This window comes from Pseudophaeobacter sp. A-200-2, from assembly GCF_041008815.1.
GTDB classification, from domain to species: Bacteria; Pseudomonadota; Alphaproteobacteria; order Rhodobacterales; family Rhodobacteraceae; genus Phycobacter; species Phycobacter gallaeciensis_A.
The window spans coordinates 1-12,584 of sequence record NZ_JAXGFU010000003.1; the positions used below are offsets into that span (position 1 = coordinate 1).

General features: G+C 62.7%; 9 protein-coding genes. 2 read left to right on the forward strand and 7 right to left on the reverse strand.

The features are described from left to right. Window positions 1-472 precede the first annotated feature (472 nt). The 4 genes from SM766_RS04925 to SM766_RS04940 all read right to left on the reverse strand — a co-directional run bounded on the left by SM766_RS04925 (window position 473) and on the right by SM766_RS04940 (window position 6,884). Complete coding sequence (locus tag SM766_RS04925) at window positions 473-2,455, reverse strand: oxidoreductase (protein ID WP_368947118.1); 1,983 nt, start codon at window positions 2,453-2,455, stop codon at window positions 473-475. 3 nt (window positions 2,456-2,458) lie between these two features. Then, complete coding sequence (locus SM766_RS04930; RefSeq protein ID WP_368947119.1) at window positions 2,459-3,184, reverse strand: NAD(P)-binding domain-containing protein; 726 nt, start codon at window positions 3,182-3,184, stop codon at window positions 2,459-2,461. 1 nt (window position 3,185) lies between these two features. Continuing rightward, window positions 3,186-5,231 carry an oxidoreductase gene (locus SM766_RS04935; RefSeq protein WP_368947120.1) on the reverse strand — a complete coding sequence of 682 codons (2,046 nt, stop codon included), beginning with the start codon at window positions 5,229-5,231 and terminating at the stop codon, window positions 3,186-3,188. Window positions 5,232-5,321: 90 nt separating this feature from the next. Further along, a complete protein-coding gene (locus SM766_RS04940) occupies window positions 5,322-6,884 on the reverse strand; it encodes a trimethylamine methyltransferase family protein (RefSeq protein WP_368947121.1) in 1,563 nt (520 codons plus the stop codon). Between the two features lie 115 nt (window positions 6,885-6,999). Between SM766_RS04940 and SM766_RS04945 the strand changes: the two genes are divergently transcribed. After that, entirely contained in the window at window positions 7,000-7,626 is a 627-nt protein-coding gene (locus SM766_RS04945; RefSeq protein ID WP_368947122.1) for a TetR/AcrR family transcriptional regulator, read from the forward strand. Between the two features lie 15 nt (window positions 7,627-7,641). On the opposite strand, the gene SM766_RS04950 is transcribed toward SM766_RS04945, so the two are convergent. Further along, entirely contained in the window at window positions 7,642-8,418 is a 777-nt protein-coding gene (locus tag SM766_RS04950; RefSeq protein ID WP_368947123.1) for a cyclase family protein, read from the reverse strand. A gap of 38 nt (window positions 8,419-8,456) precedes the next feature. After that, window positions 8,457-9,335, reverse strand: a complete 879-nt coding sequence (locus SM766_RS04955; protein WP_368947124.1) for a LysR family transcriptional regulator — start codon at window positions 9,333-9,335, stop codon at window positions 8,457-8,459. 122 nt (window positions 9,336-9,457) lie between these two features. On the opposite strand from SM766_RS04955, the gene SM766_RS04960 reads away from it, so the two are divergent. After that, window positions 9,458-9,739 (forward strand): DUF1330 domain-containing protein, encoded by a 282-nt coding sequence (locus SM766_RS04960; RefSeq protein WP_065272788.1) that lies wholly within the window; start codon window positions 9,458-9,460, stop codon window positions 9,737-9,739. Window positions 9,740-9,806: 67 nt separating this feature from the next. Here the strand turns inward: SM766_RS04960 and fdhF are convergent, their stop codons facing one another. After that, on the reverse strand, window positions 9,807-12,581 hold the full coding sequence (gene fdhF, locus SM766_RS04965) for a formate dehydrogenase subunit alpha (protein WP_368947125.1): 2,775 nt from the start codon (window positions 12,579-12,581) through the stop codon (window positions 9,807-9,809). Window positions 12,582-12,584: the final 3 nt, after the last annotated feature.

The window sequence follows — 12,584 nt, forward strand, 5'->3', positions numbered from 1 at the left end:
TATCTCTTCAGTTATCTATCAATGTCAAAGAGCAACACCCAGCGGCCAAAACAAACAGATGCGCCAATCTCTCAGCGCGCCCGCCTGCCTCACCCTCAAAGATGGCTCAGTCTCTCCTGAGCGTCTCAACCGTCTTTCCGATCCGTCAGCAGCGTCTCCGCCGCGCCCCGTAGCGCCTCAGCGCCGCCGGTGAAGGGGGTTCTAGTCCTAACTCCAAATACCCGCAACCCCAAAATCAACAAAAACCGAAAAAACGGGAAATTTCTCGCAATACTCAACAAAATCAAATTCTTAGCCCAAACTTAAATCTGGCCCCGATGTGCGATTAAGCGGTACATTCTCCTATTTGCTGGTCCTCCCCCCCACACTCGGCGAGGGACGCTTAGTCCTCCACAGGGTTATCCACAGAGCACCGTTGAATCACACCTGAATCGGGTTGGAAACGGATGGGAATCGCCCGGACGAGAGCCGGTCAGAGGGCCAAACCGACTCGACGACCATCGAAAATTGCCTGCGCTGCCATCCGGGGCGCATCGGCATCACCGACGAGTTGCGGCGTAACACCCAGCCCGATCAACTCGTCCCGCAGAGACATATCCGCATGGTTCGGGACCGCCATTACCAAATCGTCGGCCGGAATGGCCCTTTGCGAGCCGGTCAGCAGGCAGGTCACCGTCGCGCCCTGCCCGTCCCAGCCTGCGATGGCGGCCTCGGTCACGAAGGTGACACCCAACTCCGCCAGTGCGCGGCGGAGGTGGAGATCCGTGGCCGAACGCTGCAGCTCCTTGCCCACCATCGGGTCCGGCGTCACCAGCGTCACCCGGTGCCCGTCTTCGGCCAGCCGCCAGGCGGTGCCGCAGCCGCGCCAGTTGCCGCCTTCATCCAGGACGATCACCTCCTGGCCCAGACGGGCACGGCGGGCCATCACATCCTCGGCGGACCAGACGTGGCCGTGTTCGATCCCCGGCAGGTGGGCCAGATGCGGTAGGGCCTTTTGGAACCCGGTCTCCGTCGGCTGGCTGCCGGTAGCCAGGACCACCCTATCGGCGCCCTCGCCCTTTATGTCCTCCGCATCCATATAGGTGTTGAGCCGGACATCAACGCCCAGACGAGTGAGCTGGCGATCGTACCAGCTGATCAGATCGGTAATCTGCCCCCGGCGTGGCTGCAGACCAGCCAGATGGAATTGCCCCCCTAGATGCGCAGCCGCCTCGGCCAGGGTCACGTGGTGGCCACGCTCGGCCGCAACCCGGGCAGCCTCCAGCCCGGCGGGGCCACCGCCGACCACCAGCACCTTTTTCGGATCGGTCGTCGGGTTGAAGCGATCACCGCCCCAGTCATGCTCTCGCCCGGCGGATGGATTGACCAGGCAGGAAATCCAGTAATCCCGGCTGCGCCTCCCCCAACACTGCTGGTTACAGGACAGGCAGCCCCGGATATCCTCTGCCCTGCCCGTCTCTGCCTTGGCGACAAGATGCGGATCGGCGATCTGGCCGCGCACCAGGGACACCAGATCTGCCTCTCCCGCGCCCAAAAGGGTATTGGCGTTCTCCGGCGTGCGGATATGACTTTCGGATGTCACAAGGGCCTGCTGCACAGCACCCTTCAGCGTTCCGGCTAGATCCGAGGTCAGCTTCTCCCCGTGCTGAAAGCTGGGCAGCAACCGGGCGAAATCGAAATAGGAACCGGAGCCGACGGTCACATAGTCCATGGCACCTTCGCTGTCGTGCAGGGCGACGATCTCGGCCATGCTTTCACGGCTGAGAGCAATATCGACCCCCGGTTCGTCATTGACCGACAGGCCGATGATAAAGTCCTCGCCGCAGGCGCGGCGGATGCGGTGCAGGATCGTGCGCGAGAGGCGCGTTCGGTTTTCCAGACTGCCACCCCAGCGATCATCGCGCTGGTTGGAAAAGGGCGTCCAGAACTGATCGAGCAGACAATGATAGGCAGCCCAGACCTCGACCCCGTCGAACCCTGCCTTTTGGCAGCGGATCGCGGCCTGAACGAACCCTTCGATGGTTTCCTCGATTTCGGCCTCGCTCATCATGTGGCTGGCGTCGCTGTCGTGGTAACTTGGCCCACCCGAGGGCGACCAGGCGGCGTGCCAGGAATTGTCCTGATCTCCGTGCGCCCCGACGTGATAAAGCTGCTGGATCATCACCGCGCCTTCGGCCTTGCTGGCCTCGGTCAGGCGACGGAAGTGGGGGATCACTTCATCGCTGGAATGGAGGAAATTCCCGCGCGTCAGCACCGCAGAGGCATGCACCGGCATCGGCTCGACCACGATCATCGCCGCGCCGCCCAGCGCCCGTTCGCGGTAATAGGCCGTATGCGCCTCCCCCGGCAGGCCGCCATGGGCCATGTTGGTGGTATGGGCGCCAAAGACGATACGGTTGCGCAGGGTCCTGTGGCGCAGGGTCACCGGGCGAAAGATGTGCGGAAAGGTGCTCAATGCTCAGCCCTCCAGGTCGTTCAGTCCTGACATCAGATCGCCGGTGATCCCGGCGGCCTCCATATGCTGGCGCAGGCGCTGGTTATAGCCGCCGGGAGTGTTCAGCGCTTCGATCAGATCGGCGCAGCCTGTCTCGGCAAGGCTGGTGGCCACCAGCATCCGCAGGAAGGCCTCTCCCTGCGCCGGATCTGCAACGCGCTCCCCCAGCCAATCCGCTGCATCGCCAACCATGCGGGCCACCGGCGACAGCACCGCCTGGGCACAAAGGTAGGCGTCCAGTTCCGCGCTGTCCTTCAAGGCAAAGACCCTGTTGCGGGTGCCAAAGATTTCATTGACCAGATCGGTATCGCCCAGCGCCATGATGCCGGATCCCCCCTGCGCGATGCCGGGAAAGGGCATCATCACCGCCGAGGCCCGCGCGGGGGCGATCATCCCCCTCACCTGCCCAAGATCCGCGCCCGCCATGAAGGAGATCACCCGCTGATCCGCGCGAAAGGTGAGCGGCGCGAGGATATCCGGTGCGGCCCCGGCCATGAGCCCCAGAAAGATGACATCGCTTTGGTCCAGAACCTGCTGGTTCGGCGCGATGGTCACGTTTTCAAACGCATCGGCCAGCGCGGCAGAGACAGCCGTGCTGCGCTCGGAGACCGTGATCTGGTGACCGTCGCCCGCAATGCCGCGCACCACCGCGCCCGCGATGGTGCCGGTGCCGATGACACCGATCCGCATATCAGATGTCCTTCATCAGGCGCAGCGCGTCATAGATCGCCGCATGGGTGTTGCGGGCAGACACCGCATCGCCGATCCGGAACAGCTGGAAGGTGCCATCTACATTGCGCGCCACCTGTTGCGGCTTCCCTGCGATCAGCGCCTCGTGATCCAGCTCACCGCCATTGCGGCTGAGCGGTTTCAGATCGAAGTAGAGATCATCCAGCGGCAGGGTGCCATAGTTCACCACCACCTGATCGTAGTCGGCGGTATAACTGTGGTCGCTGTAATCGGTGCCGATGGTGGCGGTCAGGACATTGCCGTTCTTCGCCACATCGAGCAGACGACGCGTCACGGTAAAGCGCACATCCTTGTCCTGAAGGCTACGCATGTAAGGCACCAGGTTCATCGCCATGATATCCGGTGCGAACACACGATCCGGGGTCATCACCTCGACCGTGCTGCCTGCGGCAACCGCAGCCTCGGCCGCCATCAGGCCGGGGTGATCGCCGCTTTCGTCATAGATCAGCACGTTCTGCGCAGGCTTCACATCGCCTGAAATCAGATCCCAGGCCGAAATCACGTTGGCAGCTTCCTCCTTGACCTCGAACAGGTGGCCGTTGAGCAGACCGCCAGTGGCGACGATCACCACATCGGGGTTGTGGGCGGTGACATCCGCTGCCTCGGCCCAGGTATTGAAGTGGAAGGTGACATCACGCGCCGCACATTGGGCCATGCGCCAATCGATAATACCGATCATCTCGCGCCGACGCGGGCTTTGCGCCGTCAGCAGGACCTGCCCACCGGGATCGGCGGCAGCCTCGAACACAGTTACGTCATGACCACGCTCGGCGGCAACACGCGCTGCCTCTAATCCGGCAGGGCCTGCGCCGACGATGACGACCTTCTTCTTTAGCGTCGCCGCAGGGATTTCATGCGGCATGGTCAGCTCGCGCCCGGTGGCAGCGTTGTGGATACAAAGGGCATCGCCCGCCTGATAGATCCGGTCGAGGCAGTAGGTGGCACCGACGCAGGGCCGGATGTCCTCCTCGCGCCCTTCCATGATCTTTTTCACCACATGGGGGTCGGCCATATGGGCGCGGGTCATCCCCACCATATCCAAGAGCCCCGAGGCCACCGCATGGCGCGCCGTCGCCACATCGGGAATGCGCGCGGCATGGAAAGTGGGCATGCCGGTGGCCTGTTTCACCGATCCGGCAAAATCAAGATGCGGCGCGGCGGCCATGCCCTGCACCGGGATCACGTCAGTCATCGCCGGATCGGTATGGATGCGCCCCCGGATCACATTGAGGAAATCCACCATGCCGGTGGCAGACAGGCGTTTGGAGATCTCGAGCCCCTCTTCAGGGGTGATGCCACCTGCCTGATCCTCATCCGCCGTGTAGCGCAGGCCGACGATGAAATCGTCCCCGACCCGGTCGCGCACCGCCTGAAGCACATCCAGCGGCAGTTTCATGCGGCTTTCCAGACTCTGCCCGCCATAGGGACCGTCCAGATCATTGGTCAGTGGCGACCAGAACTGATCCAGAAGGTGCCCGTAGACCTGCAATTCGATGCCATCCATGCCGCCTGCCTTCATCCGTTCGGCGGCATCGGCGAAATCGGTGATGATGCGCTCGATATCCCAATCTTCCGCCAATTTCGGAAAGGCCCGGTGCGCCGGTTCGCGGTGGCGGGTGGAGCTGACCGAAGGCAGCCAATCGCCCTTGTTCCAGTTGGTGCGGCGCCCCAGATGGGTCAGCTGGATCATCACCGCCGCGCCGTGTTCGTGCACCCGGTCGGTCAGCGCCTGGATCCACGGCACCACCTCGTCCTTGTAGGCCAGCACGTTGTTGAACACCGGCGGGCTGTCCTTGGAGACCGCCGCCGATCCTGCCGTCATGGTCAGCGCCACACCCGCCTTGGCGCGTTCGGCGTGATAGGCGGCATAGCGTTCCTTTGGCATGCCGTCCTCGGGGTAGGCCGGTTCATGGCTGGTGGTCATGATCCGGTTGCGCAGGGTGAGGTGTTTCAGTTTGTAGGGCTGCAAAAGCGGATCATTGGACATCTTGGCGCTCTCCTTGCGGGCATCTGTTGCGGGGTGGTCGGGTCAATGGTGAAACGGAAACGGGTTCAGGAAAAGGCCTCAGTACAGGACTTAATACCAAGCATCGGGCACCTCGGCTTTCTTCTGGGTGATAAAGGCCTGAAGCGCCTCATCCGTACCTTTGTCCATGGCCGGCGCCTCATAGGCGGCCAGCTGTGCCTTCCAGCGGGCGTTGGCGCGGGAGGCCGCATCGACGCTGCCCTTTTCATCCCAGGTTTCCCAAGGCTGGTGATCGTCCACCGCGCTATCCCAATAGGCGGTCTGGTAATGGCGCAGGGTGTGCTGGGTGGAAAACAGGTGCTGCCCTGGGCCGCCTTCGGCCAGCGCGTCGAACCCGAGCGTGTCTTCGTTGACCTCGAACCCTTTCAGATAGGCATGCAGCGCACCGCAAAGGTCCGTATCGAGAATGAATTTTTCGTAGGACATCGACAAAAGCCCGTCGAGGAAACCTGCCGAATGCAGGATGTAATTGGCCCCGCATTGCACCGCAGACATCATCGACATCATCGCCTGCTGCATCGCCTGCGCATCCGGCAGTTTCGAGGTTGAGAAATTCCCGGCGCAGCGCAGCGGCAGCTTCAGGCGACGCGCCAGCTGCCCCATGGCCAGCGAGGCCAGCGCCGGTTCCGGTGTGCCAAAGGTGGGCGAGCCCGACCGCAGCGACATGGAACTGATGAAGGAACCCAGAATGGTCGGGGCACCGGGACGCACCAGCTGGGTGATGGCGCAGGACACCATGGTTTCGGCCAGGCATTGCGCCAGCGCCCCGGCCATAGTCAGCGGCGCCACTGCCCCGCCCAGCAGGAAGGGCAGATGGATCGACCCCTGCCCCGCCGCCGCATAGGCACGGATCCCCTGCGAGGTGACGCCATCGATCACTAGCGGTGAGGTGGTGTTGAAATTGCCCATGATGACGCAGTTCTGATCGACGAACTCCGCACCAAACAGGATGCGGCACATCTCGATGCTGTCCTCGGCACGCTCGGGCGCGGTGATCGAACCCAGGAAGGCCCGGTCGCTATAGCGCATATGGGCATAGACCATATCCAGATGCCGCTTGTTGACGGCAATATCTGTCGGCTCGCAGATGGTACCGCCGGAATGGTGCAGGAAGGGACTCATCTGCGCCAGTTTCACGAAATTGCGGAAATCGGCGATGGTGCCGTAGCGGCGGCCATTGTCCAGATCCATCACGAAGGGAGAGCCGTAAGAGGGCGCCAGCACCATGGCATCGCCGCCGATCTCAACCGAGTTGGCAGGATTGCGGGCGTGCTGGGTAAATCGCGCGGGCGCGGTTTTCAGAATCTCCCGGATCATGCCGGGGGCAAATTTCAGATTCCAGCTGCTGGCGGTCAGATCGGTCACCGCGGCGCCCGCTGCGCGGAACAGGGCAACGGTTTCGGGATCGTCGCGGAACTCCAGTCCGATTTCGGACATGATACGCTCGGCGGTGGCCTCGATCTGCGCAAGACTCTCCTCGGACAGGATGTCATAGGTGGGGATCCTGCGGCTGATATAGGGCACGCGCAGGTGTTCGTTCTGCCCCGGCTCTGCCGTGCGCCCAGCGCTGCGGCGCGCCCGCCGACCCCGCGATTTGACTGCCACCTCTGCCATCTGTGCGACCTCCTCTTATCGAATTGACATCATCAGTTGACATAAGTGTCAATTCAATAATCACATACGTCAACTTCGATTGCGTCACGAGGATGTCGCTGTTATGCAAAATACCATGAACGCTTCTCAAACCCTTGCAGATCTCTCCCAGCAGACCAGCAGCGCGGATGCCTGGCTGATGGCCGCCTATGAAGAGCTGACCGCCCATGGCGTCGGCGCGGTGAAGATCATGCCGCTGGCGAAAAAACTGGGGGTCTCGCGCACCAGTTTCTACTGGTATTTCAAGGATCGCGAGGCGCTGCTGGAGGCGATGATCCGCCACTGGGAGGACAAGAACACCGGCAATCTGGTCGCCCGCACCGAAGCCTATGCAGAGAACCTGTTCGAGGCGGTGTTCAACCTCTTTGATTGCTGGCTAGACCCGGATCTGTTCGATTCCCGGCTGGATCTGGCGATCCGCAACTGGGCGCGCAGCGACCCGTCGCTACAGGCCCGACTGGATCTGGCCGATGCTCGCCGCAAGAGGGCGATGACCGATATGCTGATCCGGTACGGGTATGATCCCGAGGACGCCGAGATCCGCGCACTCACCATGATCTACACTCAGATCGGCTATATCTCGATGCAGGTGCACGAGGACGCGGCCCAGCGTCTGGCGCGGATGCCGGGCTATATGGAGGTCTTCACCGGCCAGAAGCCCGCGCAAAAGGACATCGACCGCTTCATGGCGCGCCATCGCTGAACAGCGCGCTGTTCCTTAGTCGTTGAAGATCGCCACAGCCCGAATGAATCCGGCAGAGGCACCCTTGATCTTGAACGGAAAGCAGGAAATTTCGAATCCCGTGGGCGGCAGCTGGTCAAGGTTGGTCAGCTTCTCCATATGGCAATAGCCCACCTCCATCGAGGCGCGGTGCCCTTCCCAGATGATCGCCGGGTCGCCCGATTTTGCGTATTCCTGCGCCGTCAGCGGAAAGGGCGCATCCCAGCTCCAGGCATCCGTGCCGGTGACACGCACACCCCGCTCGGTCAGGTACAGCGTCGCCTCCCGCCCGATGCCGCAGCCCCGCACCAGGTAATCGGGATGCCCATAGCGCTCCCCGGCCGAGGTATTGACCACCACGATATCAAGCGGCTGCAATTCGTGGCCGATCCGGTCCAGCTCGGCCTCCACATCCGCGGCTGTAACCACATAGCCATCGTCGAAATGGCGGAAATCCAGTTTTACCCCCGGCGCCATGCACCATTCCAGCGGCACCTCGTCGATGGTGATCGCCCGCTCCCCGCCATTCATGGTGGAATGATGGTGATAGGGCGCATCCAGATGGGTGCCGTTGTGGGTGGCGATCTGCAGCCGTTCGATCGCCCAGCCCTCACCGCCGGGAAGATCCTCCCGTTTCAGCCCCGGGAAAAAGCTCATCACCTGTTCAGCGGTCTGATCGTGAGAAAGGTATTCGATCTGCGGCAGCATGATCTCTGGGTCGGACTGGATACCTGTTTCTAGAGCAACGGAAAGATCGACAAATCGGCGCGGCATGGGAAATCCTTTTTGAAATCTGCCGCGATGCTAGCGCCTCAGGGCAGGCATGAGAACAGGGTTCTGTTGTCTCGAAACCAAGGTTCCAGAATGCCCTTGAGCGCCGTGACCTTGGCCGATCCCTGCAGGTCCCGGTGGCTTAGCAACCAGATCGGCGCGTAGGGCTGTACCGGCAGATGCGGCAGCGGCACCAACTGCTGATAGGCGCGCCCAAGGAAGACGGGCATGCGCAGGGCACCCATTCCGGCCAGCGCCGCGGCAATCATGCTGGGCATATCATCAAGCCGTGCCCGCACCCGTATATCGGGATGGATCTTGCTGGCGGCGGCGGGCGGCGCATCGTGCCCCGCATAAAGCACCCAATCCAGCGGCGCCTGCGGATCACGCGCTGCCGCTTCGGCGATCTCGGGCAGCGCGAGAAACCCGCTCTGCTGTTCGGCAAGCTTGCGCCCCACCAGCGTCTCCTGCGGGTGGCGACTGATCCTGAGCGCCAGATCAGCCTCACGCCGGGCGAGATCCAGAACGCCATTGGCCGCCCTGACGGTCAACTCCAACTGTGGGTGCGCGGCCGTGAACTCTGCCAACAGCGGCGCCAGAAAGGTCTGGATCAGCAAGGGCGGCGCGGTGAGGCTCAAAGGGCCGCTCAGATCCTGCGCCCGGCCCGACAGGCGCCGCATCGCCGCCTGCTCCTCGGCCTCCATTCGGGCGGCGGCCGCAGCGATCTCATGCGCCTCTTCGGTCGGGTGATAGCCCTCGGGGCGGCGTTCGAACAACGGACGACCCAGCGCCTCCTCGGCGCGGCGGATGCGGCGCGCCACGGTGGTATAGGTCAGCCCCAGCTGCGCGCCCGCAGTGGCCAGATTGCCGCCGCGCACCAGCGCAAGAACGGTCTGCATATCATCCCATGTGATCTTCATGCGTGCGTTTTTGCATGTCTGATGTCGAAATTCACGCGTTTTTCTACACCACACTGCCGGGCATTCAGCACGGGTTGAAACACGGGTCGCAAACCCGACCACTCCACAGAAGGAAACGCATCATGGTTTATGCCTATGTCAATCTGCCCATCACCAACCCGGACAGCTTTGCCGCCTATCGCGAAAAAGCAGGCGCCGCGCTTGCAAAACACGGGGTGCGGGTCGTGACCTCCTCCCCGCAGCAGCGGGTGATTGAAGGCTCCCGTGACGAAACCGGGGTCGGCGTGATTCTGGAATTCGACAGCACCGAGGCTGCGCTCGGCTGGATCAACGATGAAGAGTTGAAAGAAGTGCACGGCCTGCGTCAGGCCGCGGGCAACGGGGCCATCACCCTCTTGGGCTGACCCATACAAATAAAACCGGGCGCAATGTGGATGACATTGCGCCCGGGAACAGCTTCATCTGGCTGGATTACTCGGCCGCGATCTGTTCTTCCGCCTTTTCGACCCGAACCGCCGAGAATTTGAACTCGGGGATCATGCCGTAGGGGTCCAGCGCCGAGTTGGTCAGCACATTGGCTGCCGCCTCGACATAGGCGAAGGGCACAAAGACCATATCTTCGGACACGGCCCGGTCGGCGCGCGCCATGATCTTGATCGAACCGCGCCGGGTGGAGAGACGCACCATGCCGCCGGGTTCAACACCCAGTTTGCGCAGCGTCTTCGGATGCAGCGAGCAGTTCGCTTCCGGCTCTACCGCGTCCAGCACCAGCGACCGGCGGGTCATCGCCCCGGTGTGCCAGTGCTCCAGCTGACGGCCGGTGGTCATGATCATCGGATATTCCGCATCCGGCGCCTCATCCGGCGCGATCACGGCAGCGGGTGTGAACAATGCCTTGCCACCGGCACGCGGGAAGCCATCGCCGAACACCACCGACTGGCCCGGATCCTCGGGCGACAGCGACGGGTAGGCCACGGTCTCGTTCTCCAGCCGCTCCCAGGTGATGTTGTTGAGCGACTTCATGTTCAGCTTCATCTCGGCAAAGACCTCGGACACATCGGTATAGGTCCAGGGCAGACCGATCCGCTGCGCCAGATCGACGGTGATCGACCAATCCTCGCGCGCGTCACCCGGAGGGGTGACAGCCGGGCGGACCCGCTGCACCTGCCGGTTGGTGTTCGAAACGGTGCCGTTCTTCTCGTAGAGGGCCGAGGCAGGCAGAATGATATCGGCAAAGTTCGCCGTCTCGGTCAGGAAGATATCCTGCACGATCATCAGCTCCAGCTTGGCAAAGGCCTCCCGCGCGTGATCCGCGTCGGGGTCGGACATCGCCGGGTTCTCACCCTGGATGTACATGCCCTTGATATTGCCCGCATAGACCTGATCGACGATCTCGGTCACCGTCAGACCCTTCTCGTTCGAGAAGTCGCCGCCGCCCCAGACATCGGTAAAGGAGCTGCGCACCGCGTCGCTCGTCACCGTCTGGTAATCCGGCAGGAACATCGGGATCAGACCGGCATCGGAGGCACCTTGCACGTTGTTCTGACCGCGCAGCGGGTGCAGGCCGGTGCCGGGACGCCCGACGTTGCCGGTCATCAGCGCCAGGCTGATCAGGCAGCGCGAGTTGTCGGTGCCGTGGATGTGCTGGCTGACGCCCATGCCCCAGAAGATCAGCGCGGATTGCGCGCCAGCGAACATCCGGGCCACCCGGCGCAGCTGCTCCGGCGGGATGCCGCAGATCTCGCTCATCTTTTCAGGGGTGAATTGGCGCAGATGCTCTTTCTCGGCGGCCCAGTTGTCGGTCCAGCGGTGGATGTACTGGCTGTCGTAAAGCTCTTCCTCGACGATCACGTTCATGATCGCGTTCAGCATCGACACATCCGCGCCGGGACGGAACTGCAGCATCTCGGTCGCGAAGCGGCGCATGCCGACGCCGCGCGGGTCCATCACGATCAGCTTGCCACCGCGTTTGGTGAACTGCTTGAAATAGGTCGCCGCCACCGGGTGGTTCTCGATCGGGTTGGCACCGATGATGATCGCCACATCAGCGTTTTCGATCTCGTTGAAGCTGGCGGTCACCGCACCGGAGCCGACGTTCTCGATCAGCGCCGCGACCGAGGAGGCGTGGCACAGACGGGTGCAGTGGTCGACGTTATTGTGCTTGAAGCCCTGGCGAATGAACTTCTGGAAGAGATAGGCCTCTTCGTTGGTGCATTTCGCCGAGCCAAAGCCCGCGACATTACGCGGATCCTCGTCGCGTAGCTTCATCAGCCCCTTAGCCGCGAGATCCAGCGCCTCTTCCCAACTCGCTTCGCGGAAATGGGTGGAGAGGTTGCCCGGATCGACGTTCAGCCCCTTGGCGGGCGCGTCGTCGCGGCGGATCAGCGGCTTGGTCAGACGGTGCGGGTGGTGGATGTAATCGTACCCGAAGCGGCCCTTCACGCAGAGGCGGCCTTCGTTCGCCGGGCCGTTGATGCCCTCGACGTATTTGACCTTGCCGTCCTTCACCTTGAGGCTGACCTTGCAGCCGACGCCGCAGAAGGGGCAGACGCTCTCGGTCTCGGAATCGTAATCCTTGCTGTCGCCCACCTGCGCATCGTCCACCACAGAGGCGGGCATCAGCGCGCCGGTCGGGCAGGCCTGCACGCATTCGCCGCAGGCCACGCAAGAGGACGCGCCCATCGGGTCGGCGATATCAAAGGTCGGATAGGCATCATGACCACGCCCGGCCATACCGATGACATCGTTCACCTGCACTTCGCGGCACGCACGTACGCAGAGGCCGCAGGAGATGCAGGCATCGAGGTTCACGCTCATCGCGACATGGCTGTCGTCGAGCAGCGGAATGCGGCCCTCTTCCAGCTTGGGGAAACGCGACTCCGAAACCCCGTTCAGCTCGGCCATGTCCCACAGGTGCGAGGACTTGTCGTGCGCCACTTCCTGCTTGGGCTGGTCGGCCACCAGCAGTTCCATCACCATCTTACGGGCGTTTGTGGCGCGCGCGTTATTGGTGGTGACCACCATGCCTTCGCTGGGTTCGCGGATACAGGAAGCTGCGAGCGTGCGCTCGCCTTCGATCTCCACCATACAGGCGCGGCAGTTGCCGTCGGGGCGGTAGCCCGGCTGCGGCTTGTGGCACAGATGCGGGATCTTCAGGCCACGACCGTTCGCGACTTCCCAGATGGTCATGCCCGCCTCTGCGGTGACCTGTTCGCCGTCGAGGGTAAAGGTAATTTGCTTCGACATGGC

What these genes read in the sequence shown, in the direction of transcription:
- SM766_RS04930 (WP_368947119.1), bottom strand. Translation starts at nt 3,184, where the DNA reads ATGCGGATCGGTGTCATCGGCACCGGCACCATCGCGGGCGCGGTGGTG.
- SM766_RS04935 (WP_368947120.1), bottom strand. Translation starts at nt 5,231, where the DNA reads ATGTCCAATGATCCGCTTTTGCAGCCCTACAAACTGAAACACCTCACC.
- SM766_RS04940 (WP_368947121.1), bottom strand. Translation starts at nt 6,884, where the DNA reads ATGGCAGAGGTGGCAGTCAAATCGCGGGGTCGGCGGGCGCGCCGCAGC.
- SM766_RS04945 (WP_368947122.1), top strand. Translation starts at nt 7,000, where the DNA reads ATGAACGCTTCTCAAACCCTTGCAGATCTCTCCCAGCAGACCAGCAGC.
- SM766_RS04950 (WP_368947123.1), bottom strand. Translation starts at nt 8,418, where the DNA reads ATGCCGCGCCGATTTGTCGATCTTTCCGTTGCTCTAGAAACAGGTATC.
- SM766_RS04955 (WP_368947124.1), bottom strand. Translation starts at nt 9,335, where the DNA reads ATGAAGATCACATGGGATGATATGCAGACCGTTCTTGCGCTGGTGCGC.
- SM766_RS04960 (WP_065272788.1), top strand. Translation starts at nt 9,458, where the DNA reads ATGGTTTATGCCTATGTCAATCTGCCCATCACCAACCCGGACAGCTTT.
- fdhF (WP_368947125.1), bottom strand. Translation starts at nt 12,581, where the DNA reads ATGTCGAAGCAAATTACCTTTACCCTCGACGGCGAACAGGTCACCGCA.